Genomic DNA, 24,909 nt, shown 5'->3' on the forward strand with positions numbered 1-24,909 from the left:
TGCGGCAACCGCTCCTCGGCGAAACCGCGGAACTCCTCCAGGTCTGCGCTACGCACAGGGCGTGCCTCCGTTCGTCTCTGCCCACTCGACGGAGCGCACCCGGTGCCGGGATGTCACGGGGGCGAAAAAAATTCGCAGGTCGCGCGGGGCGGGAAGGTCCGCCGGACGCGGAGGGCGGGAAGGTCCGCTGGGTTTCTGATCATCGGATGACATCCTCCGCTGCCCTCCGTTCCGTCGATTCCTCGACAGAACCGGTGAGCGGCCCCGGGATCCGTGGTGCCGCCCGAGCGAGAGGACACCTGTGCGAGGAACCCGCAGGTACGACAGGCATGGGCCAGGGCCACGGACGGTCCGGCGGTGGCCGGCCGCCGTGCTGGGCGCGGCGCTGGTCGCGACACTGGCCGCCCCGGCCGGCTGGGCCGCTCCCGCCCCGGCGCCCGACGCCGGGGCGGACGGGCCGGCGCCGGGCCGGCCGGTCCAGGTCACCCTGATCACCGGTGACACGGTCACCGCCCGGGTCGGTGCCGACGGCGCGGTGACGCCGGCCGGCGTACGGCCCGGGCCCGGGCGCGAGGACGTGACCTTCCTCCAGCGCTCCGGCGTGCCCGGCTCGCTCAACCTCGTCCCCTCGGACGCGGTCGGGCCGCTGGACTCCGGGCGGCTGGACCCCCGGCTGTTCGACGTCGCCGGGCTGATCGCCCAGGGCTACGACGACGCGCACACCGCCGAACTGCCGCTGATCCTGGGCTCGGAGCACACCGGCGCCCCGGGCCTGGCCGCGGCCGCGCCGCCCGCCGGCGCCACCGCCGTACGGGCGCTGGAGAGCGTGCACGGCGCGGCCCTGCGCGCCCCGAAGGCGCGGGCGGGCGAACTGTGGCAGCTGGTCGCGCGGCCGGGCGCCGGGCTCGCCGCGGGCGGCGTGGACAAGGTCTGGCTGGACGGCAAGGTCTCCGCGGCGCTCGACCACTCGACCGCCCAGATCGGCGCCCCGCAGGCCTGGAGCTCCGGCTGGACCGGCAAGGGCGTCAAGGTCGCGGTGCTCGACAGCGGCATCGACCGGGGCCATCCCGACGTGGCCGGCTCCCTCGGCGAGACCTCCGACTTCACCGGGGCCGCCGGCGCGCCGGTGACCGCCGACCCGGACGGGCACGGTACCCATGTCGCCTCGATCGTCGCCGGCACCGGGGCCGCCTCCGACGGCCGGTTCAAGGGTGTCGCCCCCGACGCCGAGCTGCTGGTCGGCAGGGTGCTGAACGACGAGGGCAACGGCCAGGAGTCCTGGGTGCTCCAGGGCATGGAGTGGGCCGCGGCCCGGGCGCCGATCGTCAACATGAGCCTCACCGGCGCCCCGACCGACGGCACCGACCCGATGGCCCAGGCCGTCAACACGCTCTCCGCCCGCTACGGCACCCTGTTCGTCGCCGCCTCCGGCAACAGCGGCCGCGCCGGCACCGTCGGCACCCCCGGGTCGGCCGACGCCGCGCTGACGGTGGGCTCCGTCGACCGGGACGGCGCGCTCGCCCGCTCTTCCAGCCGGGGACCGCGCGTCGGCGACCAGGCCGTCAAGCCGGACCTCACCGCGCCCGGCGTCGGCATCGTCGCCGCCCGGGCCGCCGGGACCAACGGTCAGGAGCCGGTCGGCGACCGGTACACGGCCATCTCCGGCACCTCCATGGCGGCCCCGCACGTGGCCGGGGCCGCGGCCCTGCTCGCCCAGCAGCACCCGCAGTGGAAGGGCCCGCAGCTCAAGGCCGCGCTCACCTCCTCCGCGGCGCCGGCCGCCGGCCAGGGCGCGTACGAGCAGGGCGCCGGGCGCGTCGACCTCGCCCGGGCCACCGCCCAGGAGGTGTACGCCACCGCCGAGGGCACCGGGATCCACCTGGAGGGCCCGCCCGGCGGCGAGCCGCTCACCCGTACGGTCGAGTACCGCAACGACGGCGGGGCGCCCGTCACGCTGGACCTGGCCGTCGAGACCACCGCGGCGGCCGGCGCGTTCACCGTCTCCCCCGCCCGTCTGACGGTGCCTGCGGGTGCCGGGGCGTCGGCCACCGTGAGCGTCGATCCGGCCCGTGTCCCCTCGGGGGCGTCGCTGACCGGGCGGGTGCGCGCGACCGGGCCCGGCGGGGCCGCCGTCACCACCGCCTACGCGCTCACCCGTGAGGCCGTGCGGCACGACGTCACCGTGACGGCCGTCGACCGCAACGGGGCGCCGCTCGGGCCGAGCACCTGGAACGCCTGGTCGACGATCAGGCTGGTCAACCTGGACACCCGCGACGCCTACCAGCTGCAGTTCACCGGCGGCACCGCCACCGCGCGCGTGCCCGAGGGCCGCTACAACCTCGGCGGAGAGCTGGTCACCCCCGCCTCGGGCACCGCGAGCCGCACCTCGACCCTGTTCCTGCAGCCCGAGCTGGAGCTGCGCGGCGACACCCGGCTCGCCGTCGACGCCCGCGAGGGCCGGCAGCTGACCGTCACCGTCCCCGGCCGCGCCACCACCGGCTGGTCGCTCGCCGCAGGCTACTGCTACCGCACCACCGGGAGCGCCGCCGGGAGCGACTGCACGGACTCGACCGCGGTCCTGGCCCGGCCCGGCAACCTGTACGTCGTCCCCACCGCCCGGCCCACCGCCGGCCGGCTCGACTTCGCCGCGCAGAGCATCCAGCAGGGCCCGGCCACGCAGAACGGCCGGCTGCCGGACCGCTACGACCTGCTGGTGCACACCACCGGCCGGCTGCCCGAGCCGGCCCTGACCGTCGAGGCCGGCGAACTCGCCACGCTCAACACCCGCTACTTCGCCCAGGGCCCGGGCACCGCGGGCGAGTTCAGCAGCTTCGCGTCCGCCGGCGGCCTCGGCCTCTTCAGCATCGGCCAGCCCACCTTCGCGCTGCCGGCCACCCGCACCGAGTACTTCACCGTGAAGGACCAGCTCCGCGAGACGACCTTCGGTCAGGCCGTCGGCCCCGGCGGCGAGATGGCCCCTCCCGCCGCCACCAGCCAGAGCGGCACGGTGCGCTGCGCCGCCGGCGCGACCTGCGCGGAACGCTGGAACGCCGCCGTCATCGGCCCGGGCCTGGCCCCGGGCAAGGACGGCGCCACCATGGCCCGCACCAGCGACGGCTTCCTCACCGTGGCCCCGCAGCTGTTCAGCGACGCCTCCGCCGGCCACATCGGCTCCCCGTGGCCGCTGCGGCTGGACGACACCGTCCGCCTCGAACTGGAACGCGACGGGCAGCGCATCGGCGGCAGCGACCGGGAGCAGGCCCGCTTCGCCGTGCCGGCAGCCGACGCCGCCTACCGGCTGACCGCCAAGGCCGTACGGGCCGAACCCTGGGCGACGCTGTCCGGCACCGTCGAGGCGGTCTGGACCTTCCGCTCGGCCGCCGTCGCCCCCGGGCCCGACGGCCGGGCCCGCAGCACGGCACTGCCGATCGACACCGTCCGCTTCACCGCCCCCGTCGACCCGGACAACCAGGCGCCGCGACGGCAGCACACCCTGCTCGCCGCCGTCGAACGGCAGAGCGGCGCCCCGGCCTCGGCCACCGCGAGCCTGAGCGTGCAGGTCTCCTTCGACGACGGCGCCACCTGGCGGGACGCCCCGGTCACCTCCGGCGACGGCGGCTACCGCGTCACCGTCGACCCGCCGACGGGCGCCGGCGGCTTCGTCTCGCTCAAGGCCACCGCACGAGCCGCCGACGGCGCCACCGTCGAGCAGACCGTGCTGCGCGCCTACCGCCTGACAGCCTGACCGTCCGCCGGTGGCCCGCGGGTGATCCGCGGGCCACCGGCGATGGGACGCGATCCGGCCTGCGGTGTGACCACGTCGGTCGCCCTGGCGGCGGCGCGCAGCGCCCGCCCCGGGCGACGCGATATTCCCTGGACCGCGCGGTGTTCGGGCAGTTGACTGGTCTCCGGCACGACTCCAGGCGACGTGGGGAGATCTGTGGAGGATCCGGAGTTCACCGTTGTGCTGACCGGTCCCTCGGCCGGTGGGCCCGCGGCCCTCAGAGCGGTCCGCGACGCGGGCGGGCCGGGGGCGGAGACGGCGTGCGCTCGTCTCCTCCAGGCCGGGCAGTTCCGGGAGGCCCTCGACCTGTATCCAGTCGGCACGAGTGCGCCGGCCGCCTACGCGGTCCTCCTGGCGGGGTACGACACGGCGACAGCAGCCGCCTGAAGTCCCAGGGCCGGGCTGGACAGGACCGGGACGGCGGTCGTGGTCCGATGCACGGCGTCTGCCATGGATGCCTGGGCGAGGACGATGACGTCCGCGTCGTCCACGGCCTCGACAGCGGCGGCGATCGTGGTCAGATAGCCGGCCTGGTCACCGCTTTCGAACCGGCCCCAGGCACCGTCGACCACCGTGGCCGTCACCGTGACCGACCGGCCGCACCGGGCGGCCTCCTCGTCGATCAGGTCCACGGTCGGGCCCACGGTGCCGGCCAGTGCGGCGATCACGACGATGTGTGCCGTGGTCCGGTCCCCGCCGGGTGCGACGGCGACGGCGGCTGCCGCCATCGGACGGTCGACGCGCAACACGGGCACTCCCAGCGCCGCGGCCCGGCTCTCGGCGACACCACCGATCGTCGAGCAGGTGCACAACACCGCTGCGGCCCCCGCGGCGGTCGCCGAGGCAAGTGCCCGGTCGATGTCCCCCGCAACGGCGTCGGGCCCGTCGGTCCGGGCCCTGGCCAGCAACTCCTCGGACACGATGTGCCGCAGGGGCAGGCCGGGGTGGTCGCGGTCGCGAAGCACGTCGAAGACCGGGACGTGTACGGACGAGGTGTGGAGCAGCGCCAGCATGCGCGCGATGCTAGCGGCCGCGGTCGGGGTCCCGATGCCGGGAGGGCGCCAGGACCCCGCTCCTGCTCGGCCTGGGTGGCTCCGGCGTCCCGGGCGGCGTAGAGGCGGCGGGCGACGTCGCCGGACATCTTCTGGGTGATCACGCGGGGGCGGGGGTCGTCGGTCGATCCGGCCGACGAGGAGAAGCCGAACGTGGCGCTGATGTGGAGCATGAAGCCGTTCTTCTCGGCGTCGCGGCGCACCCGCTTCTTCACCCGCGGCTGCCAGGTGGCGCGGACCTTGGTCTCGATGGCCTTGGCTGCGGCCGGCTTCGGGGTGCCCTGGCCCTTGAGCCAGCGCTGCACGGTGCGCTGGGAGACGCCGAGGTCTGCGGCGAGCCGTTTGGTGGAGCCCTTGGCGCCCTTGAGCAGGAAGCGCATCCGGGCCTGGACGGACTGCGGGATCGGGCGGGTGCGCTCGGCACGCTCCAGGCCCTCGTCGAGCTCGCGGCTCACGCTGTTCCTTCCCGGCCGCCGGGGCGGCGGTCACTGCTGGTGGTCGTGGTGGGCGGCCCGCCGGTCGGTGCCGGCGGGCCGCGTGGGGGAACGGCTACTCGTCGACGGACGCCTGGCCGCCGGGCTTCATGTGCCGTCCGGGGTTGGCGCCGTCGGCGATCAGCTCCAGCACCTCGCCCATCGGCCGTGAGCCTTCGAACTTCACGTGCCCGGGGCTGACGCCCAGGCGCAGCGAGGTGGTGAGGGTGCCGTCGGATTTGGCGAGGATGTCCAGGGCGTCAGGTCCGGGGGCGGCGAAGACGGCGCAGTCGGAGAGGACGGCGATGGCGTGCAGGCCGGTGTCGGCGGCCATGCGGCGCAGCTTGCGGTGCATGTTGACGGTGGCGGTGTCGATGACGAGGGCGCGCATGAGCGGGTCCCAGGTCGGGCGGTCCAGGGCGGGCCAGCGTTCGCCGGGCTTGTAGCCGTGTCCGCGGGGGCGCTCGCGGAACTTGCCGATGGTGCCCTTGGCGGTCTGCTTGATGGCGGTGAGCACCGCGAGCTCGGCCGGGTCTCCGGTCTTGAGGGCGGCCATGGCGTCCAGGAAGGCCGCCGGGTCGTGGTCGGCCAGGTCCAGCTGTTTGACGGCCTTGTGGGTCTTCGGGAGCCGGCCGAGGCGCTGGACGAAGTCCTTCTTCTCGTCGCGGCCCATCGGCGGCAGGCCGAGCTCGGCGAGCGCGGCGTCGGTGAGGACGACCAGGGCGTCGCCGTCCTTGCCGTGCCGGTGCAGGCGCGGCGAGCCGAGCCTGGTCTCCAGCGCCCACTCGACGACGTCGGCGAGGTAGGCCACCAGGGTCCTGCCGGAGGGGGCGATGTCGAGCACCGCGAGCGGGCCGGCCGGGAATCTGGCGGCCGCGGCGGCCTCCCAGTCGGACGGGCCTTCAGCTTTGGCTGCCGTCTTCGCCGGGGCCTTGCGCGCCCTTGACGGCGTGGCGGCGGCCTGGAGCGGCGGGCGTCGCGGCGGCGGGCGCCGGGGCCTCGGCCGGGGCGGGGCCCGGCTCGCCCGGGACCTGGGCGGTGGTGGGGACGAGGCCGGCGGCCTGCGCCCGGCGCAGCCACGCGCTCGGCTCGACGGTGCCGTGCCGTAGCGCCAGCGTCGCCAGGAACCGGATGTAGGCCTCGCGCTTCGGCGGCCGCGGCTCCGTCGCGCCGGCCTCCCAGCGCACGATCGTCTCCCGCCGGGTCGACAGGGCCCTTGCGAGGTCGTCCTGCTTGAGCCCGGCGAGCTTGCGCAGCCGCTCCCGCTCGGTCGGCACCGGCAGGTCGTCCACCGGGCGCGGGCGCTCCAGCAGCGCGTCGATCGCCGCGAACAGGTCATCGCTCACGACCTCACCTCCGTCCGACACTCTAGCCTGAACGTAACTTCTGGATCGCACGTATTGAGTCACATTCACGCGAACGGGCAGCCGGGCCGCCCCGTGGGCAGGAATCCCCACGCTCGTTCGCGCCCGGCCGGCTTCGGGAGACCGGCCCCGAACGGGTGGCCGCTCCGGCATGCCCCCTTCTCCGGAGCGGCGGCAGGCGGCGGGGGTGCCGGCATTCACGTACCGGCACCCCTTGCGGCACGGCGGCGTTCGCCGCGGCGGCCGCGGGGCTCAGCGCCGGTGGGCGCCGGCGAGCCGGGTGTCGGCGAGGGCGGTCGGGGCGGCGCCGAGCCACCAGGTGGGGTCGGCACTGCCGTCGGTGGTGCGGCCGTCGCGGTGGACGTAGTGGCGCACGTCCCGTCCGGGGTCGGCGAACTCCCCGGCGAGGGCCCGCTCCAGCCACTCCGCCCCGAAGCCGAAGACCTCGGCCGCCACTCCCCCGAGGGGGTGGAACTCGTCCTCGTAGACCCGCAGTTCCTTCGGCGCCCGGATGCGCTCGAAGTTCTCCAGCGCCTGGCCGAGGTCGGTCAGCTCGTCGAACTCGCCGATCCCGTACAGCACCGGGCAGGTGATGTCGGCCACCAGGTCGCCCAGCGGCATCCGGTGGGCGAGGTCGCGGTCGAAGGCCTCTTCGTCGGTGTACCCGGCCATGTACATGTAGTTGTTCTTGAAGGTCGGCTGGGCGCGCTCGAAGATCGTCGTGAAGTCGCCGGTGACGGCCTCGAAGGCGGCGAGTGCGGCCAGGCGGTGGTCGGTGGCGGCCGCCCGGGATCCCCAGTAGCCGCTCATCGAGATGCCGAACATGCCGATCCGGTCGGCGTCGACTTCCGGGAGCGCGGCCAGGTGGTCGAGGTAGCGGCCGATCGCGCGCTCGTAGTTGGCGAGGTCGACGGTCAGCCCGCCGGCGCGGCTCTCGCCCTGGCCCGGCCCCTCGATGGACAGCGCGACCATGCCGCGCGAGGTGTAGTAGCGCTCGGCCGCCCAGATGTAGTCCTCCTTGATCATGTCCATTCCGGGGCCGAGGATGACGGCCGGCGCGTTCTCGACCCGGCCGGCCGGCAGGTGCAGCAGGGCGAAGATCCGCGAGCCCTCGAAGTCCAGCTCCACCCGCCGCACCCGGCCCTCGCGCAGCGCGCCCAGGCGCGCCACGCAGTGGTCGGCGCGCTCGCGCATGGCCGCCTTGCGCGGGTCGGCCGCGTCGAAGAGCGAGTACTGCGCCCTGCCCCACATCACCGCCGCCCTCAGGTAGAGGTCGGCGGCGGTCTGCGCGAAACCGCCGCGCTCGTGGTGGGCGGCGCGCTCCTCGGCCTGGCCGGCCACCGTCGCCCAGGCCTTGGGCAGCATCGCGCCGCTCCTGACCAGTGCGAAGACCTTGGCGAAGTCGGTGTGGTCGTGGCCCAGTTGTTCCATGGTTCCGACGGCTTCGGGGTGCAGCGCGTCGAAGCCGCCCTGGGCGAGGGCGGTGTCCAGGGCCCAGCTCTGGCCGGTCGAACGGGTGGTCATGGGGGTCTCCTCTTCGAGCAAGTTGGCTAAGCACTTAATGAATAAGTACTTAGCCATTAAGTACTGAGGCTAGGCTGCTGTCAACCCGCCGACCCGCCGAGGAGGACCGACCATGGCCGAGCCGCCACCCGCCGACGACCGCGCCCGGGCGCTCGACCGCCTGGCCCGCGCCGCCTACCGCCTCAGCGCCGCCGACGCCCGGCTGCGCGGACGCGCCACCCGCACCCCGGGCGCCCTCTCCCTCACCCACGCCCGGGCCCTGCGCACCCTGGCCGAACAGGGCCCCCTCACCATCAGCCAGCTCGCCGCCGGCACCGAGACCACCGGCGCCGCCACCACCCAACTGGTCAACGGCCTGGTCACGGCCGGCTACGTCACCCGCACCCGCCAGCCCGAGGACAAGCGCTCCGTCCTGGTCACCCTCACCGACACCGGCCGGGCCCGGCACGACCAGCGCCGGCAGGCACTGGCCGAGGCCCTGCACACCGACCTGGGCGACTACGACGACGACGCCCTCGACCGGGCCACCGAGGTGCTGCAGCGGCTGTCCGCCGTCTACGACCGGCTTTGAGGACGAGGCGGCCGCCGGGACCCGCCTGACGCACACGCCCCAGCGGGCGCTGCCGGTCGCCCTGACGCCGTCGCCGTGGCCAGGGCGCGGGCGGCGTCAGCGCGGTGCGACGACGACCGGCAGGCTGGTCGGGTGGATCGAGACCGCGACCTTCTCCCCCACTCTCGCCCCCGGCTGGAGCGCCACCGTCCACCGGCTCAGCACCACGGCCACCACGGTCCGCGCCACGAGCATCGAGAAGTGCCGCCCGGGGCAGACGTGCGCACCGGTGCCGAACGGGACGTAGGCGCCCCGGGGCAGTGCTCCCGCGTGCTCGGGGAGCCAGCGGTCGGTCCGGAAGCTCTCCGGGTCCGGGAAGACGCGCGGGTTGTGGTGCTGCAGGTAGGGGCTGACCAGGACGGTCGTGTCCGGCGGGATGGTGTGCCCGCCGAGCACCACGCTGTCCCTGGTGTGGCGGGTCGTCAGCCACGGCGGCCGCAGCCGCAGGACCTCGTTCAGGAAGCGCTGGAGGTACGCGAGGCGGTCCACGTCCGGAAACTCGATACGGCGCCCCGCCAGGACGTCGTCCAGCTCGGCCCGGAGCCGGTCCTGCTCCACCGGGCGCTCGGCCAGGGTGCAGAACGACCAGGCGAGGGTGGTGCCGATGTCCTCGCAGGCCGCGGTGAGCAGGCCGATGACCTCGTCCCGCACCTGTAGGTCCGTCATGCCCTGCCCGGACGAGCTGTCGCGGGCCGAGACCAGCATGGAGAGCACGTCGCCGCGGTCGCCGCTGCCGCGGTAGGCGACGATCAGGTCGTAGAGGGCTCGGCGCAGGTCCCGGATCGCCGCGTCGAAGGCCCGGTTGCGCCTGGTCGGCAGCTTCTCGGGGATCGAGGTGGCCGCCCAGGCCCGCCGGAAGAACCCCTCCATGACGAGCGGCAGCGTGCGCTGCACCACGCGGACCGCCTCGTTCTCGACGTCTGCGCTGAAGAGGGACTTCGCGCTGACCGCGAGCATGAGCGCGGTGATCTCGTCGTCCAGGGCGAGCCGGTCACCGGGCCGCCACCGGGCCGTCATGCGCTCGGTTTCGTCCCGGACGACGTCGAAGTACCGCGTGACGATGTTGATGTGGAAGGCCGGCTGCACGAGCCGGCGCCGGATGCCGTGTTCCTCGCCGGCGAGCAGACCGAGGCTGCGGCCGATCAGCGGCTCCAACTTGTCGTAGAAGGGCCCTTTGACGAAGGCGGCGTTCTTCGTGACGAGGACGTCGTGCAGCAGCTCCGGTGCGACCGGCAGGAAGCCCGGCCGCGGGCCGAGGTAGACCTTCACCAGGTCGCCGCGGTCGTAGAGGGAGCGCAGCCACGGCAGGGGTTGGCGCCGCAGGTACCAGGCGTGGCCGAGCAACGGGAGTCTGCCCGGGGCCACCGCGATGTCGGTCATCTCGTGCTCCTCGCGCGCGCCCACGGCGCGCCGCCGTGTGCCGCCGGGGTTGCGGAGCCCCGGCCGGACGCAGCAGCAGTACAGCAGCCGGTGGGCGGGCGGCCAAGGAGCCGGAGCGGCCGGGCGGGAGCGGTGGGAGCGAACGGGGGTGGTGCACCCGGTCCGGGGGCGCGTACCGCGGCCGCCGCCCTGGCCGGGCACCTGGTCGAGCCTGCGGTGCTCGGAGTTCTCCGGACCTGAACCGGGCCGCTTCGTCCTCCGGGGCCGCCGGGTCGGGTATCGACGGCGGGCGGTTCGGCGGCCCGGCCCGCTCGGGCGGAGGTTTCCCGGGTTGCTGCCGGTGGCGCGGCCGCCGGCCGACCTGACAGGTCAGAACACCTAGGCATCGGCCAGCACGGAGTGGACGGTCGAGCCGTTGCGTTCCTTGCGGATGTGCAGCTGGGTGGGGATGCGGTTGCTGAGGTCTCCGACGTGGCTGACCACGCCCACCGCGCGGTCGCCTGCGCGGAGTTGGTCGAGGACGTCCATGACGTCGGTCAGGCTCTGCTCGTCCAGGCTGCCGAAGCCCTCGTCGACGAACAGCACGCCCAGGGGGCGTCCGCCGGCTTCGCCGGTGACGACGTCGGCCAGGCCGAGTGCCAGAGCCAGGGAGGTGGTGAAGGTCTCTCCTCCCGAGAGGGTGGCGGTCTCGCGTTCCAGCCCGGTCCAGTTGTCGAGGATCCGCAGGGTCAGGCCCGCCTTGGCGCGGCCCTTTCCGGGGTCCTTGTCCTGGCTGTAGACCAGCTGGAAGCGTTCGGAGGTCATGGTCAGCAGCCGGGTGTTGGCCGCGGTGGCGATCTCTTTGAGGCGGCCGGCGAGGACGTACGCCTCCAGTTCCATGCTGAGGGTGTTGGCGGTGCTGCGGCCGCCGGCGACCTCGGCGAGACGGTCGGCCAGGGCGTGGTCGGCACGCAGGCGTTCCAACGTGGCCACGGACGGGGTGAGTTCGTCCGTCAGCCGGCGGAGTTCGGTGGCGCGGGTGTGGGCCTCGTGGGTGGTGTTGGCGGCTGCCTTGACGGCTGCCTCGGCCGCGGCCACTGCCGCCTGCGCCGCGGCGGGGTCGGCGGGGGCCAGCCGGACGGCGTCGACGAGCTCGGGGGTGGTCAGGAGGTCGGCGACGGCGGCGTCGTCCTTGTCCCACTGGTCGAGCTCCGTCTGCCACTGCCGGACGGCGGTGACGGGCTGAAGGGCGTCGGTGGCTTCGTCGAGCGTGCGGAACCCGGCCTCGGCGGCGCTGTTGCGGGCGGTCTCGGTGGCGTCAGTGTGGCGGGTGGCCGCCACCGTGGTCCGCCGGGCGTGTTCGATGACGTCGGCGAGGCGGTCCCTGTGCCGGGTGAGCGTGATGATGCGCTGGTCCAGTTCAATGTAATTCGGCGCAGAAATTCAAAGAAGACGTCAACTTCCGCCAGGTTGGGTCTGGTTCGGATCATGTGTCATCCGGGGCGGACAATGAGGGTGCGGCAGGCGTTCCAGGGACCGACGTGGCGGGCATTCCCGTGAGCCGGCCGACCATCCTGGCGGGGTTCAGGGGGCGGTGAACAGCCCGGGGAAGGCCGGGGCCAACCACGGTCGGCGGCCCCAGGCGAGCACCTTGCCGCGGACGAGGGCGCCGGTGGCGGTGCAGCGGCCCAGCGCGAGGAGGAGGAACGTCACCGGTTCGACGAGGATCGTGCAGTCCGGTCGGCGCGGCGGCTCCTGGCTCACCGCGGCGGCGCCGTCCGTGAAGGTCACCGCGAACCCGTCCAGGCCTCGGACCCGCAGCCGGTAGCAGGCGCTGTGGCCGGCCGCGGTCCGGGCGTCCGTCACCCGTGGCATGGCCGTTCGCAGGAACGGCATCGTCAGTTCGACACGCTGCCGGTCGATCGGGTGCGGCCGGCCGAGGGCGACGGCGATGTCGTAGAGGTGGCCGAGCATGTGGGTCAGCAGGTAGGCGCCGAGGGTGTCCAGGTCCATCCGGCCGAGCGGGGTCAGCACCGGCTCGGTGCCCGCGCGCGGGCCGGCCGCCGCCGCGAACTCCCGTGTCTGCCGGGCGATCTCCTCCGCGAGCACGGCCGGGTCCCGCTCGGGCCGCTCGGCCAGCGAGGCCGCGTTCGCCGCGGCCAGCGACCCCGGGGTGCCGTCCCCGTACGGCCGTTCCTCGCCGACGGCCAGTGCGGCCATCAGCTCGTTGGCCATCGCCAGGTGGGCGGCCGCCTCGGCGACCGTCCACGCGGAGCCGGGAATCCGGGTGTCGCCGCGGCAGCCGGCGAGCAGGGCGACGGCCTCGTCGCCGACCGCGGTGACCGCCTCGAAGAGCGCGGTGCGCGCGGCAGCGGAAGAGTGCTGGGGGGACGTCATGGTGGTGAAGACTGGACGACTCCCGCACCGCTGTCCAGATCCGTGACACGGACGGGCAAAGGCTCGGTACGGGCCCGGAAGCGGGCGTCCGGCGGCACGGTCGGCGCATCCCCGCTCCGGCGGGCAACCCGAACCGCCCCCCACCGCGTCGAGGTGCCGTGAGAGGAAGAACGAGACAGCGGCCCGAGCGGCCGCCACGGCAGACGGGAACGGCACGGGCACCATGGCGGGGACGGCAGGATGACGAACGCGATACCGCCGGACTTCGAGGAGTTCGTCGCCGCCTGCGGGCCGAAGCTCCTGCGGGTGGCCTGGCTGCTGACCGGCGACCCGCACCAGGCCGAGGACCTGCTGCAGACGGCGCTCGCCAAGGTCTGGCCCCAGTGGAGGCGCATCGCCCCCAACCGGCCCGAAGCGTACCTGCGGAAGGTCCTGGTGAACTGCCACATCTCCTGGTGGCGGCGGCGCTGGACCGGGGAGCTGCCGCACGGCGAGCTGCCGGAGCCGCCGACGGGCACCGACCCGTTCGACGGGGTGGTGCTCGGCCAGGTGGTCGCCGAGGCCGTGCGGTCGCTTCCGCCACGTCAGCGGGCCGTGGTGGTGCTCCGCTTCTTCGAGGACCTCAGCGTCGAGGAGACCGCCGAAGTGCTGCGCTGCAGCACGGGCACCGTCAAGAGCCAGACGCACCGGGCGCTCACCGCGCTGCGGGGCCGGCTGCCGGCCCGCGAACTCCTGCTGGACGGGGGACCTCGTGAGTGGAACTGACCTGTTCGGCCCGCACGGACCGACCGACGACGGGCACGACGAGGAGGAGCTGCGGATCCTGCTGCACCAGGCCGTCCCGGCCCTGGCCTCGCCGGACGACCGGATGGATCGCGTCCTCGCCCGCGTCGACCGAGCCAGGCGCCGGCGGCGGGTGGCCGGGCTCGCGGCCGGGCTGACCGCCGGCCTCACCGCCGCCGTGCTGGCCGCCGCGCCCGCGCTCGCGCCCGCACCCGTGCGGGGAGCCGGGCTGGGGCCGGCCGGCTCCGTGTCCGCCCCGGCCCCGGCGGTGTCGGCCCAGCCGTCGCCGCTGCCGTCGTCGCCGTCGCCGTCATCGCCATTGCCGCCGTCGGGAAGACCGACCGGGACGTCGATCTTCTTCCCGCTGTTCCCGGAGATGGTCGTCGACCCCCCGGCGAACTGGCACACCCTGGCCGTCGGGACCACCGACCCTCAGGAGCGGTTCGGCTACCTCGGTACCCAGCCACTTGAGGCGGGACCGTCGTGCACGGCGGATCCCGCCCGATGCCCGCTCTCCGTACGGCTGCTCACCGGCGGCGCCGTCCTCGCCTTCCGGGTGGTGGACGACCAGGGGCTGGCCGCCAAGCTCGGCACGCCCCCGCCCGGGCTCACGGACACGGAGCTCGACAAGGACTGCGCAGCGCTCGGCGGCAGCCGCAAACTGACCGGCCTGCGCAGCATCGACCGCAGCACCCGGGCAGCCCTGGTCGAGATGACGGCCTGCCTGCGGCAGCCGTCCGAGCCGACGCTGCGGCAGGTGCAGCAGGTCTTCGACTCCATCCGGTCCACCCCGGCGGGCAGCCGGTCGTCGGGCGCCGTGAGCCCGGCGGCGACACCGTAGGGGCCGAGTCGCCTGCGACTCGGGTGGTCCGGCCGTGTTCGCGGGCCCGCCGGCAGTTCGGCAGCGGCTCGGCAGCAGGCTGTCCGCCCATGGCTGCGCCGCGGTCCGTCCCCCTCGACGGACCGCGGCGCAGCGGCTCACCGGATGTCAGGGCGCCCCGGTCATACGGGCTGCCAGAGCGCCGGGACGACCGGCGGCTCCCAGCCGACCTGGGCGGTGTGGCCCTGGAGGCAGCGGTAGCTGACTCCGTTGTAGGTCACGACGTCGCCCGCCTGGTAGGTGGTGCCGGGCGTCCAGGTGCCGCCGTTGTTCGTGCAGGTCGGGTCGCCGCGCGGAATCCAAATCCCGATGCGCGCACCGGTCGTCACGTCGTCCACAACCTGCACGTCCACTTGGTTTTGTTCGAAGTACCGACGCAAGGCCCTCACCGACGCCATGCCGACCCGCTGCGAAGAGATCACGCGGGACGTGTGTACGAACTTCGAGGCCGAGTCAGAGGAGTTCAACGGCGAGCACGATCACGTTCGTCGTCCGGCCGGTCGCGGGGCCGGGCGGGAGGGCCGGTACCGGCGGGCAGCGGCGCCGGGTCAGCTGGGAGAGCCGGTCCAGATGACGTTCTTGCGCTGGCGCCCGGTGCCGTAGGTGAAGTCGACGGAGAACTGGTCGGCCGCGCTGTTCGGCAGGGCGTACGCGTACACGCCGGTGGCCTCCTGGCCCGGAGCCAGCGAGCCGGTGAGGAGCTTCAGCCGTTCGCTTCCGTCGATCAGTGAGAAGACGAGGTTGCCCTTGGCGTCCCTGACGATGGGCAGCCCCGACCCGTAGAGCGAGAGCTCCTGGGATCCGGTGTTGACGACGGTGATCCTCACCTGGATGATCTTGGCGTCCTTGGGGGGCTCGAACACGGTCCGGAGCGGGGAGTACGGCTCCGGCGCGGCCGTCGCGACCTTCAGCCCGTCCTCGTACGTGTAGGACTGGCCGAACGGCAGGCGCCGGGCCCTCTCGTCCGCGGCCGCCTTCTCCTGCTCGGCCTCGATCCTCTTCCGCTCGGCCTCGATCCGCTCCCTCTCCTTCGCCGCCCGCTCCTCGGCGGCCTTGGTCGCGGCCTCGAAGCGGGCGCGCGCGGCGTCCGCCTCCGCCCGCCGCTCCTCGTTGACCGCATGCACCCGTGCCACGACGAGCACCCCGGCGCCGACCGAGACCAGCAGGCCGGTGACGCCCAGGATCACGCCCGCCAGGGCCATCGCTCGGTTGGTCGCCAGGCCCTTGCGCACGTAGCCCAGGCCGATGGCGCCGAAGACCACGGCGAGCAGGGCCGGCAGCCAGGACAGCCAGAACAGGATGACGGCCAGGCTGAGGACGACAGCGACGATTCCGAGGACCATGGCCGCGATGCCCAGGCCGTTTCGGGGCTGCGGCGCCGGTATCGGATACGGCGGCCAGTACGGCACACCGGGGGCGGGCGCCCCGGCGGGGGCGGGGCCGGGGGCAGTTGCGGAGGCGGTGGCAGGGGCGGGGACCGCGGCCTCGCCCTGCCCCGGATCCAGCGGCGCCCACGGGTTGGTGCCGGCCGGCTCCTCGGCGGACTGCGGGCTGCCGTCGGGCGGGACGGGAACGGTCATACGAGATCCTTCGAGAACGTCGAGACGATGAGGCCCCTGGGGCGAGGTCCCTGCCGGGTCCTCGCGGTCCCTTTCCGGCTCTCCGGCGGCAGTGGCCCGGCCTGCGCGAAACGGCCACCACTGCGGGCCGGACCCGCGCGTCAACCCCCTGGGACGGGACACCGACAGGGTCGGCGAGTGATCAACATACAGGTGCCCGGCGCCGGCCCCGACGCCGCGGTCCTGAGGCTGCTCCGGTCGTCAGTCGCCCGGACGCTCCGGACTGAACAGGTGCGCCTGCCGCACCCCGGCCTTGCGCAGTTCGTCCGCCACGATGCGCAGGGCGGTGCGGGCCAGGTGCGGGAAGATCAGCCCCTTGCAGTCCATCCACACGCAGGGGACCGAGGCGTCGACGGCGGCGTAGTCGGGGCTGTAGGGCGGGAGGGCTTCCTCCCAGACGTCCTCGGCCTCCTCCGGTGAGAGTTCGCGGCCGTCCTCGAAGACGTGCATGAGCCCGGGTTCGGCGGCGGTGAGCGCCGCGACCGCACGAGCCGGGTCGTCCGACCTGACGGCGATCCTGAAGACCTGGCAGGGCGTCGCGCCGGGGCTGGTCCTCTCGATGGGCAGCGTCTGCGGATCCACCGTGATGCCGCCCGGTTCGCTCTCCGAGACAGCCGCCCGCCGCATCCAGAACGCGGCCTCGTCGGTCTCCCCGCACGCCGCGACCACGTGCCACAGCAGCTGCGGCCCCGCGCCGCGGACCGCTTGCTCGAACAGGCCGCGGGCACGCTCCCACTCCCCGTCGTCCGCGGCCCGGCGCCCGCGCCTGAACGCGGCTTCGACGGCGGGCGGAAGGGGCGGCAGGGATGGCTCCGTAGTATCCACGGGCCCATGGCTGCCACGGTCCTCCGACAGTCCGGTGGCCTCCCGGTGCGCACCGGCGGTGTGGGGAGGGCCCGTTGCGGGGACGGCTACGGCACGCCACCCGCCCCCGGGCCGCCGAGTTCTCCCCCGAGGACACGGCCGGCTGGTACCGGCCCCACGACCTCCTCCCCCACGGCATCGAACAGGTCGTCAGCCGGCGCAGCAGCCTGGACGAGACGGTCGGGCGGATCCTCGCCGACACTGCTCTCACCCCGCCCGGCTGGACACCCCGCTCCCGAGGCAAAGGAGTTGGCCGCCGGTTCGCGGCGGCCGCGGCCCGCCCGGCGGCTTCACCCAGGGCAGAACGCCGTGCTCTTCCCCCGGGGCCCCTGGTCCCTAGGCTGAAGGGGTGAGCACTCATGCGCAGAACGAAGCCCGCGTCATCCCCCTGCGTCCGCAGGCCTCGCCGCCCGCATCCGATGGGGCGTCCCGTACCCCGCAGCAACCGACGGGGGCCCACAGGCACCCGCGCGGAGGGAGCCGCTGTGGCGCGACGTCGTCGGCGATGTGCTGCGGCACGAACGGCTCGCCCAGGAGCGCACGCTGAAGGACGTCGCGCAGGCGGCCCGGATCTCGATGCCGTACCTGTCGGAGCTGGAGCGCGGGCGCAAGGAGGCCTCCTCCGAGGTACTCGCGGCGGCCGCCCGGGCGCTGGGGCTCGGCCTCGGGGACCTGCTCTCGCTCGCCCAGGACGAGCTGGCCCGGTACGCCCCGAGCCGGGTGGGCCAGGGGCGGGTGGGCCAGGGCCGGGGTCTGGTGGGCCGGGGACGCACGTCGCCCACGGGGCGGTACGACGGCCTCTGCCTCGCCGCCTGACCGGACCGGACCGGACCGGTGGCCGGGTACGGCGGCGGTGCGCCCCGCCGCCGTACCGGCCGCGCGCCGGTCAGGCGAACCCGAGCCGCCGGCTCAGCACCTCGTCGGCGATCCCGTAGGCGACGGCCTCCTCGGCGGTGAGCACCTTGTCCCGGTCCATGTCCGCGCGCAGCGTCGCCGCGTCGTGGTGCGTGTGCCGGGAGAGGACCTCCTCCACCTGCGAGCGGATGCGGACCATCTCCTTGGCCGCGAGGCTGAGGTCGGAGACCGTCCCCTGTCGGCCGCCGCTGGCCGGCTGGCCGAGCAGCACCCGTGCGTGCTGGAGCACGAACCGTCGCCCGGGGTCTCCGCCGGCCAGCAGCACCGCCGCCGTCGACGCCGCCTGGCCGACGCAGAAGGTGGAGATCGGTGCCTGCACGAAGGTCATCGTGTCGTAGATCGCCATCAGTGAAGTGAACGATCCGCCGGGCGAGTTGAGGTAGATCGAGATCTCGCGTTCCGGGTTCTCCGCCTCCAGGTGCAGGAGTTGGGCGATGACCACGTTGGCGACCGAGTCGTCGATCTCGGTGCCGAGGAAGATGATCCGCTCGTTCAGCAGCCGGCTGAAGACGTCGTAGGACCGCTCGCCCTGCGCGGTCCGCTCGATGACGTAGGGAACCGTGTACGAGCCCATGTCACAGTCCGATCCGTCGGCGGGAGGCGGCCGGGCGGATGTCGGCGACCGACTCCACCACCCGGTCCACGATCCCGTACTGCCTGGCCTGTTCGGCGGTGAACCAGCGGTCCCGGTCGCCGTCGCGCGCGATGGTCTCCTCGCTCTGCCCGGTGTGTTCGGCGGTGATCCGCTCGATGGCCTTCTTGGTGAACTGGAGGTTCTCCGCCTGGATCTCGATGTCCGCGGCGGTGCCGCCGATGCCCGCCGAGGGCTGGTGCATCATGATCCGCGCGTTCGGCAGGGCGAACCGCTTGCCGGACGCCCCCACGGTGAGCAGGAACTGGCCCATGCTGGCGGCGAAACCCATCGCCAGCGTCGAGACGTCGTTCGGGATGAGCCGCATGGTGTCGTAGATGGCGAGCCCCGCGGTGACCGAGCCGCCGGGGCTGTTGATGTACAGGCTGATGTCGGTGCGCGGGTCCTCCGCCGACAGCAGGAGCAGCTGCGCGCACACCCGGTTGGCCGACACGTCGTCGACCTGCGTGCCGAGCAGGACGATCCGCTGGGCGAGCAGCTGTGCCGCGAGGTGGTCGTCGAAGGCGCTGGGCTGCGTGTCGCCCTCCGCGGCGCGGGGCGGGGGCGTGGTGAGTGGAGTCATCTGCTCTCCTCGTCGGGGCGGTGTGCCGTCGACTCCACTCTTGGCCCGGGGCGGCCCCCGGATGCGGTTTCTCTGCCCGCCGCAGATTCGCCGCCGGCAGAGGCGGCGTTCCGGACCGGGCCGGGTGGCGGCCGGGACGGGCCCGGCCGGTCCGACGGAGATCGGACCGGCCGGGCGCTACCTGCCGTTCGGGGCAGGTAGCGGGTGGTCACCACGGTGGGGTGCTCCCGTGGTGCGGTGGCTACCGGCCCCAGGCGGAGAACTCGGCGGTGGCGTTGTTGCCGCTGCCGCCGGCCGGCCTGGAGGAGATCGGCCGGGGCGAGGACGACACGGGCGACGAGGGCGGCTGGAACGAGGACGACCTGGAGGAGGCCCTCTGGCTGCTGGACGACCGTCTGCCGCAGTGGGTCGACGGCGCCCTCGCCCACGGCCGCGACCTGCTCCTGCTGCGCGACGGCGGCCGCTAGTGCTGTGACCGGGAAGGTTCACCGTGATCGGAAGGCGGCGCGTGGGACGAGCGCACGCGAAACGGCTGGTATTACTGGGGCATGAAGGAAGAGACCGCACGCTCCGCGATCGACACGTTCATCTCCGCGTTCAACGCCTCGGACGACAGCTATGTGACTGCCCTGCTCCCGCAGGCCCTGACCTCGGACGTGGTCTTCTGGGGGCCGTTGGGTCGCAGCGAAGGAATCGGGGCGGTCGAGCGGTTCGTGCTGGACATCCGACGCCACCCGGCGGGGACCGGCACGATGGTGCGCTGCTCAGCGGTGGACATGCCTGACGAATGGGCCCGGTACCAGTGGGTCTTCACCACGCCTGATGGAGGCCCCCGCCTGACGGGAACGGATGTCGTCCATCTGCGACGGAGCCTCATCGACCAGATCATCGTCTTCGCGGGGGAGATCGAGCCGTTCGCCTCCTGAGTCATCCTTCTGCCGCTGTCCTTTTCGCCCTGAACCTCGCACCGGACCTGGCGGCGTTCTCGGCGTTCACGGCCTACGGGCTGCCCGAGGTGGCAATGACCTCGCTTGCGGAAATGGCCGCTGCCACGGGCAGGCCCGCCCCTGCCGAAGGAGCGGTGCGAGAGGCCGTAGCCGCGGCGCTCGGGGCAGTTTGACGACCCGGTACGCCGGGGCTCGCCTCTCTGTGGCCAAGGTTCCGGCGAACTCCTCAGCCCGGGAGGGCCGGGAGGCGGTCCAGCGCGATACCGAAGCGGGTGCGGTAGGCGGCGAGGGCCTCGTCGTCGGTGAGGGTCCGCTCGGTGCGCTCGCCGGCCGGGGTGGTGGTGATCAGGCGGTTGCCGCTGATGGTCACCCGGCCGCCGTCCTCGGTGAGCACCGAGCAGGCCGTCGAGCGGGTGAAGTGGGAGTCCGGCGAGGTGGCCTGCCACCAGCAGGTCGGGGCGAAGTCGGCGAGCCGGTACGGGCGCAGGCCCAGGCGGTACTGCGGTGCGCCGTCCATCAGGACGTCCAGGTCGCCGTGCTCGCCGACCGGGACGAGGGTGAACGCGCCCTCGGTGTCGGCCTGCTCGCCTCGCTCGTCCAGGCGCAGCGGGCTGCGGCTGAAGCGGCCGAAGCCGACGTCGACCACCCACGGCTCGTCGAGGTCCACCCGCAGCGCGAGGTGGTCGAACGGCGGGCCGAGTCGCTGGCCGTCGTGGACGCGGGCGGCCAGCAGGCTCACCCGGTAGCCGAGTGAGGTGAGCAACTCGGCGAAGGCGCCGTTGAGTTCGTAGCAGAATCCGCCTCGGCGGCGGGTCACGACCTTCGCCAGCAGGGCGCCTGGGTCGAGGTCGACGCGTTCGCCGAGGTGGATGCTCAGGTTCTCGAACGGGACGGCGCGCAGGTGCGCGAGCTGGAGCCGGGCGAGGGCCTCCGGGGAGGGCGCGCCGGGGTCGGGGAGGGCGATGCGGTCGAGGTAGGCGGTCCGCTGGGCGGCGGTGAGTCCGGGGTAGGGCTGCTCGGGGCGTGGCGCGTGATCCATCCGGCCATTCCATCCGGGCGCGGGCCGGGGGGCCATCGGCTTTTGGTCCTACGTCCCGGGCCGACCATTCCGGGGGCGGCCGTTCCGGGGGCGGCCGCGCCGTCCTCGGACGATGCCCCCGCGCTGCCCTTCCGGCCCTCGCGGGAGCTGCGCCGAGGCCCTAGTCTCGGGGCCTCGGGCCGGGCAGCCACGTGGAAGGGCCGGGGAACGTGCGAAAGACCTTGACACACTCGATGCCGCCGGTACCCGAGGCCGCGCCGAGCAGGCGCAGCCGGGGCGCGGCCCCGGCGTCCTCCCCCGGGAGGGCGCCGCTCCCCGCCGAACTCGCCGCCCTCCAGCGGACGGTGGGCAACGCGGCCGTGACGCGCCGGCTTCAGCGCCAGGAGGCTCCCGGGGCCAGGGAGCAGGCGCGGCGCGACGCCGCCGACCCCACCGCGCACGGCGAGTGGGGCACGTTCCGCGACGACATGGCCCGGGCGGGCTTCTCCGAGGACGTCACGGAGATCGCCTGGCAGCTCGTCCTCGGCGGCATCGCCGAGCAGGGACAGCTCAACGACGAGGCCACGGCACGGTTCACCGAACGCCAGGAACAGCGCGACCACCGCGCATCGAACAGCTGGTACCAGGAGCTGGTGAAGGTCGTCGGCGACTACCTGGAGATCGACACGCCGACGCTGGCCCTGTGGTCGGGCGGCCGGGAGGTCAGCGACTACGCCCTCGCCAAGGGCCACACCCCGCTGGAGTCCACCGCCTTCGGCGGCGTGGTCGACAAGCTGACGCTGACCCCGGACTGGAAGCTCAAGACACCGATGTGGAACGTCCTGTCCAAGGCCTTCGTGAGCCGCGCCCGCGGCCCCGTCCACATCTTCCTGCGGGCGTACGACCCCGACAGCGTCCTCATCGCGCAGGAGGTGCCGCAGCTGCGCGTGGTCATGGCGCTCGACCCCGCGGTGCGGCTGGTCTGGCACCCCGTGTACGCGGCGGCCGACGGGAGGCTGACGGAGATCGCCCAGGGCCTCGACCTGGCCCCCGACGCGCCCTGCGCCACCCGGGACGAGTGCGTGCGGATCCTCTACGACTACCTGCGCCTCGTCCACGACTCGGCCAACACCCACTCCGAGCGCGCCCACGCGGAGATGAGCGCCCGCCTCGCCACCAACGGCAACCCGCGGTAAGGCCCGTGGGCGGGTCGGGGACGGGTCGGTAGGGTGGACCGGATTCGGTACGGGAGTGGGGAGAGTGATGACCGACTCGAAGGAACACCGCGGCTGGATAGGCCGGTTGCTCGGCGGCCGCCGTGCGCGCGCCGGGCAGGACGCGCCCGTGCGGCCCGTCGACGAGGACCCCAGGGCGTGGACGCGCCCCGGGGAGCTGGTGGACCTCTCCTCCCTGCCCCCGCGGCTGGCCGAGGACCTGGTCGAGGTCGCGGCGGCGATCGACGCGGCCGACCAGGCGCGCTTCCGCGGCGACCGGGCCGAGGCCCACCGGCTGCTGCGCGGCGCGGTCACCACGGAGATCGCGCCCTACCGCCAGCTCGCCGAGGAGCGGCTCGGGGTGATGGTCAGCGAGGACGGCGATGTCGAGGAGGCCGTGGCACTGTGGCTGCGCGCGGCCCAGGGCCCGGACCTCGAACTGCGCCGCTCCGTCGCGGTCTACCTGGGCTCCATCCCGTTCGCCGACGGCGCGTTCCTGGTGAACGCCGATCCGGCGACCGTACTGACCCTGCTCCCCGAGGCCTGGGGGTTCGGGCGGGTGGGCGCCGCGGTGTACGAGGCCTCGTCCCACCGCCACCGGGAGGCCGGCCCCGCGGTGCGCCGCCAACTGCTGGCGCTCGACGCCCTCCGGTACGGGGACGGCAAGCTGGCCGCGCGGATCGAGGCCATCCCGGTGGCGGACGAGCGCTTCCCGCGCCGGCGCGCCGAGTGGGCCAGCGGCGCCCAACTGGGCGGCTGCCGCTGGAGCGTGGCCGGCCACGAGAAGGGGGTGGCGGCGCTCGCCGCGGTCCCGGTGCCGGTGGGCGGCCGCGAGGTCGTGGTCACCGGCGGGGACGACGGCACCGTGCGCCTGTGGGACCTGGCCACCGGCGAGGCGGTCGGCGAGCCGATGGCCGACCACGTCGGTCCGGTGCGCGCCGTGGCCGCGGCCGAGCTGGCCGGCCGGGCGGTGGCGGTGTCGGCCGGGACCGACGAGGCCGTACGGGTCTGGGACCTGACGACGCGCCGGCTGCTGTACTCGCCGCTGGTCGGGCACTTCAACTGGGTGACCGCCGTGGACACGGCGGTGGTGCGCGGCCGTCCGGTGGCCGTCACCTGTGGCGATGACCTCAGCGTGCGGATCTGGGACCTGGCCACCGGCCAGCCGGTCGGCAAGCCGATGCGCGACCCAGCCGCCCCCGCCGACCACCGGACGGGCCGGCTGACGGCGCTGGTCACGACGGTGGTGCTGCGCCGGCCCGTGGCGGTGACCGGCGACTTCCAGGGGACCGTACGGGTGTGGGACCTCGCGAAGGGGCGTCAGCTGCTGGCGCCGCTGAAGACCGGGGGCGGCGCGGTGCAGGCGCTGGCCGTGGTGGACGTCGGCGGCCACCCGGCCGTGGCCGTCGGCGCCTGGGACGGAACGACCACCCTGTGGGACCTGGCGACGGCCCGCCCGGTGGGCGAGCGCCTCGTCGCCGCGCGCGAGTGGCCGCAGGAGGTGGCGGCGGTGGCCACCGGGGCCGGGGCGGCGGTCGCCGTCAGCGACGACTCCGGCATGGTGCGGCTGTGGGACCCGGTCGGCGGGCGGCAGTTCGCCCAGGCCTTCGCCGGTCCCCGCGGCGGGACCCGGGCACTGGCCTCGACCGTGGCGCCGGACGGGCGGCCGGTGGTGCTCGTCGGCACCGACGACGGTCGGGTGCACCGCTGGGACCCGTCCGTCGGCGGCGGCTCCGTGGGCAACCCGCGGCCCGGGCACGGCGACGAGGTGACCGCCGCGGCGACGGTCGAGCTCGACGGCAGGGCGGTGGTGGTCAGCACCGCCGAGGACGGCTCGGTGCGCCTGTGGGACCTGGCCACCGGCGCCGAGGTGGACACGCCCTTCGCCGAACCCGGGGAGCCCGTGAAGGCGATGGCGACAGCGGTGGTCGAGGGCCGGCCCGTGGTGGTCACCGTCGAGCCGTACGACAAGGCGGTCCGGCTGTGGGATCCGGCCACCGGAGAGCCGGTGGGTTCGCCGCTGGTCCACGACGGCGAGGTGGGCGCCGTGGCGACGACGGTGCTGGACGGCCGGCCGGTCGCCGTCACCGGGAGCACCGACGGGCTCGTCCGGGTCTGGGACCTCGCCACCGGGGAGGTCCTCCACGGGCCGCTGGCCGGGCACGGGTCCGATGTGACCGCGGTGGCCACGACGGTGCTGGACGGCCGGCCGGTCGCCGTCACCGCGGACGAGGTGACGCTGCGGGTGTGGGAACTCGCCACCGGCGCCGCGCTCGGCGAGCCGATCGACCTCCCGGGTGCCTCGCCGCGCGGCGGGGACGACGAGGAGGACTGGGGCGAGGCGTCGGACGCGGACGGGGCGGACGACGAGGAGGACTGGGACGACGAGGAAGAGGACGACGAGGACGACGAGTCGGACGACGGGCCGGTCGTCGAGGCGCTGGCCACCGCGGTGGTCGACGGCCGCCCGGTCGTGGCGGCGGGCAGCGACGACGGCCTGGTGCACGTCTGGGACCTGGCCACCCGCGCCCTGGTCGGCCCGCCCCTGCGCGCATCCGGCGACGACACCGCCGTGCTGACCACCGCCCGGGTCGCGGGGCGCCCGGTCCTCGTCACCGGCGGCGACGACGGCACCGTACGGACCTGGGACCTGGCCACCCTCGCCCCGGTCGGCCCCGACCTGGTGCTGCCGCTGCCGGTCGGCGCGCTGGCCACGGCCGCGGCGGACCTGGTGGTCGGGTTCGGCTGGGAGGTCGGGGTGTTCCGGCTCGTGGAGTCCGCCGAGTCCGCCGAGTCCGCCAGCGCCGCCGAGTGAGCCCGAGGGTCCGGCCCGCCGGGCCGGACCCTCGGGTGGGGCGGGGACCGTCAGACGAGGCGGTTCACGGTGGACAC

Annotated in this window: 21 protein-coding genes and 3 pseudogenes; 10 read left to right on the top strand and 14 right to left on the bottom strand. The window is 74.4% G+C overall.

Annotated features, from left to right (window positions below):
- Positions 1 to 370 precede the first annotated feature (370 nt).
- Positions 371 to 3,745: a S8 family serine peptidase gene (locus tag ACIRRH_RS32715; RefSeq protein ID WP_403074570.1), complete on the top strand. Its 3,375-nt coding sequence runs from the start codon at positions 371 to 373 to the stop codon at positions 3,743 to 3,745.
- Positions 3,746 to 4,122: 377 nt separating this feature from the next.
- Here ACIRRH_RS32715 and ACIRRH_RS32720 read toward each other — a convergent pair whose 3' ends face one another.
- From ACIRRH_RS32720 to ACIRRH_RS32740, 5 genes and pseudogenes are all read right to left on the bottom strand, one after another.
- Positions 4,123 to 4,797: an aspartate/glutamate racemase family protein gene (locus tag ACIRRH_RS32720; RefSeq protein ID WP_403074572.1), complete on the bottom strand. Its 675-nt coding sequence runs from the start codon at positions 4,795 to 4,797 to the stop codon at positions 4,123 to 4,125.
- 77 nt (positions 4,798 to 4,874) lie between these two features.
- A pseudogene (tpg, locus tag ACIRRH_RS32725) lies at positions 4,875 to 5,291 on the bottom strand (telomere-protecting terminal protein Tpg); the annotation flags it as partial.
- Positions 5,292 to 5,385: 94 nt separating this feature from the next.
- On the bottom strand, positions 5,386 to 6,153 hold the full coding sequence (locus tag ACIRRH_RS32730; protein WP_403074573.1) for a hypothetical protein: 768 nt from the start codon (positions 6,151 to 6,153) through the stop codon (positions 5,386 to 5,388).
- 58 nt (positions 6,154 to 6,211) lie between these two features.
- A complete protein-coding gene (locus ACIRRH_RS32735) occupies positions 6,212 to 6,655 on the bottom strand; it encodes a helix-turn-helix transcriptional regulator (RefSeq protein ID WP_403074575.1) in 444 nt (147 codons plus the stop codon).
- A 270-nt stretch (positions 6,656 to 6,925) separates the two neighbouring features.
- Positions 6,926 to 8,197, bottom strand: a complete 1,272-nt coding sequence (locus tag ACIRRH_RS32740; RefSeq protein ID WP_403074577.1) for an alpha/beta hydrolase — start codon at positions 8,195 to 8,197, stop codon at positions 6,926 to 6,928.
- Between the two features lie 112 nt (positions 8,198 to 8,309).
- Here ACIRRH_RS32740 and ACIRRH_RS32745 point away from each other — a divergent pair, with 112 nt between their 5' ends.
- Complete coding sequence (locus ACIRRH_RS32745; protein ID WP_403074579.1) at positions 8,310 to 8,768, top strand: MarR family winged helix-turn-helix transcriptional regulator; 459 nt, start codon at positions 8,310 to 8,312, stop codon at positions 8,766 to 8,768.
- 96 nt (positions 8,769 to 8,864) lie between these two features.
- Here ACIRRH_RS32745 and ACIRRH_RS32750 read toward each other — a convergent pair whose 3' ends face one another.
- From ACIRRH_RS32750 to ACIRRH_RS32760, 3 genes are all read right to left on the bottom strand, one after another.
- Entirely contained in the window at positions 8,865 to 10,187 is a 1,323-nt protein-coding gene (locus ACIRRH_RS32750) for a cytochrome P450 (RefSeq protein ID WP_403074581.1), read from the bottom strand.
- 378 nt (positions 10,188 to 10,565) lie between these two features.
- The gene (locus ACIRRH_RS32755; RefSeq protein WP_403074583.1) at positions 10,566 to 11,507 is read right to left on the bottom strand and encodes an SbcC/MukB-like Walker B domain-containing protein; all 942 of its coding nucleotides are present in this window, start codon (positions 11,505 to 11,507) and stop codon (positions 10,566 to 10,568) included.
- 243 nt (positions 11,508 to 11,750) lie between these two features.
- On the bottom strand, positions 11,751 to 12,563 hold the full coding sequence (locus ACIRRH_RS32760) for a maleylpyruvate isomerase family mycothiol-dependent enzyme (protein WP_403074585.1): 813 nt from the start codon (positions 12,561 to 12,563) through the stop codon (positions 11,751 to 11,753).
- 240 nt (positions 12,564 to 12,803) lie between these two features.
- Here ACIRRH_RS32760 and ACIRRH_RS32765 point away from each other — a divergent pair, with 240 nt between their 5' ends.
- Positions 12,804 to 13,328, top strand: a complete 525-nt coding sequence (locus ACIRRH_RS32765) for a SigE family RNA polymerase sigma factor (RefSeq protein WP_403074587.1) — start codon at positions 12,804 to 12,806, stop codon at positions 13,326 to 13,328.
- The gene (locus tag ACIRRH_RS32770; RefSeq protein WP_403074589.1) at positions 13,315 to 14,187 is read left to right on the top strand and encodes a hypothetical protein; all 873 of its coding nucleotides are present in this window, start codon (positions 13,315 to 13,317) and stop codon (positions 14,185 to 14,187) included. Before ACIRRH_RS32765 ends, ACIRRH_RS32770 begins: the two co-directional genes overlap by 14 nt.
- 161 nt (positions 14,188 to 14,348) lie before the next feature.
- Here ACIRRH_RS32770 and ACIRRH_RS32775 read toward each other — a convergent pair.
- A pseudogene (locus ACIRRH_RS32775) lies at positions 14,349 to 14,495 on the bottom strand (carbohydrate-binding protein); the annotation flags it as partial.
- A gap of 127 nt (positions 14,496 to 14,622) precedes the next feature.
- On the opposite strand from ACIRRH_RS32775, the gene ACIRRH_RS32780 reads away from it, so the two are divergent.
- Complete coding sequence (locus ACIRRH_RS32780; RefSeq protein WP_403074591.1) at positions 14,623 to 14,829, top strand: hypothetical protein; 207 nt, start codon at positions 14,623 to 14,625, stop codon at positions 14,827 to 14,829.
- On the opposite strand, the gene ACIRRH_RS32785 is transcribed toward ACIRRH_RS32780, so the two are convergent.
- A complete protein-coding gene (locus ACIRRH_RS32785; protein WP_403074593.1) occupies positions 14,775 to 15,806 on the bottom strand; it encodes a hypothetical protein in 1,032 nt (343 codons plus the stop codon). The two genes, ACIRRH_RS32780 and ACIRRH_RS32785, sit on opposite strands and share 55 nt — an antisense overlap.
- 240 nt (positions 15,807 to 16,046) lie before the next feature.
- Entirely contained in the window at positions 16,047 to 16,670 is a 624-nt protein-coding gene (locus tag ACIRRH_RS32790) for a hypothetical protein (RefSeq protein WP_403074595.1), read from the bottom strand.
- 388 nt (positions 16,671 to 17,058) lie between these two features.
- On the opposite strand from ACIRRH_RS32790, the pseudogene ACIRRH_RS32795 reads away from it, so the two are divergent.
- Positions 17,059 to 17,525: pseudogene (locus tag ACIRRH_RS32795) on the top strand (helix-turn-helix domain-containing protein).
- A 70-nt stretch (positions 17,526 to 17,595) separates the two neighbouring features.
- Here the strand turns inward: ACIRRH_RS32795 and ACIRRH_RS32800 are convergent.
- Entirely contained in the window at positions 17,596 to 18,198 is a 603-nt protein-coding gene (locus ACIRRH_RS32800) for a ClpP family protease (protein WP_224283654.1), read from the bottom strand.
- Position 18,199: 1 nt separating this feature from the next.
- Entirely contained in the window at positions 18,200 to 18,838 is a 639-nt protein-coding gene (locus tag ACIRRH_RS32805) for an ATP-dependent Clp protease proteolytic subunit (protein ID WP_403074596.1), read from the bottom strand.
- Positions 18,839 to 19,107: 269 nt separating this feature from the next.
- Here ACIRRH_RS32805 and ACIRRH_RS32810 point away from each other — a divergent pair, with 269 nt between their 5' ends.
- Positions 19,108 to 19,305, top strand: coding sequence for a hypothetical protein (locus tag ACIRRH_RS32810; protein ID WP_403074598.1), 198 nt, complete (start codon positions 19,108 to 19,110; stop codon positions 19,303 to 19,305).
- An 81-nt stretch (positions 19,306 to 19,386) separates the two neighbouring features.
- Positions 19,387 to 19,764, top strand: a complete 378-nt coding sequence (locus ACIRRH_RS32815) for a nuclear transport factor 2 family protein (protein ID WP_403074600.1) — start codon at positions 19,387 to 19,389, stop codon at positions 19,762 to 19,764.
- A 247-nt stretch (positions 19,765 to 20,011) separates the two neighbouring features.
- On the opposite strand, the gene ACIRRH_RS32820 is transcribed toward ACIRRH_RS32815, so the two are convergent.
- Positions 20,012 to 20,824 carry an arylamine N-acetyltransferase gene (locus ACIRRH_RS32820; RefSeq protein ID WP_403074602.1) on the bottom strand — a complete coding sequence of 271 codons (813 nt, stop codon included), beginning with the start codon at positions 20,822 to 20,824 and terminating at the stop codon, positions 20,012 to 20,014.
- 209 nt (positions 20,825 to 21,033) lie between these two features.
- Between ACIRRH_RS32820 and ACIRRH_RS32825 the strand changes: the two genes are divergently transcribed.
- Positions 21,034 to 21,999 (top strand): hypothetical protein, encoded by a 966-nt coding sequence (locus tag ACIRRH_RS32825; RefSeq protein ID WP_403074604.1) that lies wholly within the window; start codon positions 21,034 to 21,036, stop codon positions 21,997 to 21,999.
- A 67-nt stretch (positions 22,000 to 22,066) separates the two neighbouring features.
- The gene (locus tag ACIRRH_RS32830; protein ID WP_403074606.1) at positions 22,067 to 24,832 is read left to right on the top strand and encodes a WD40 repeat domain-containing protein; all 2,766 of its coding nucleotides are present in this window, start codon (positions 22,067 to 22,069) and stop codon (positions 24,830 to 24,832) included.
- The last annotated feature ends 77 nt before the right edge of the window (positions 24,833 to 24,909 follow it).

The organism is Kitasatospora sp. NPDC101235, assembly GCF_044767505.1.
Lineage (GTDB): Bacteria > Actinomycetota > Actinomycetes > Streptomycetales > Streptomycetaceae > Kitasatospora.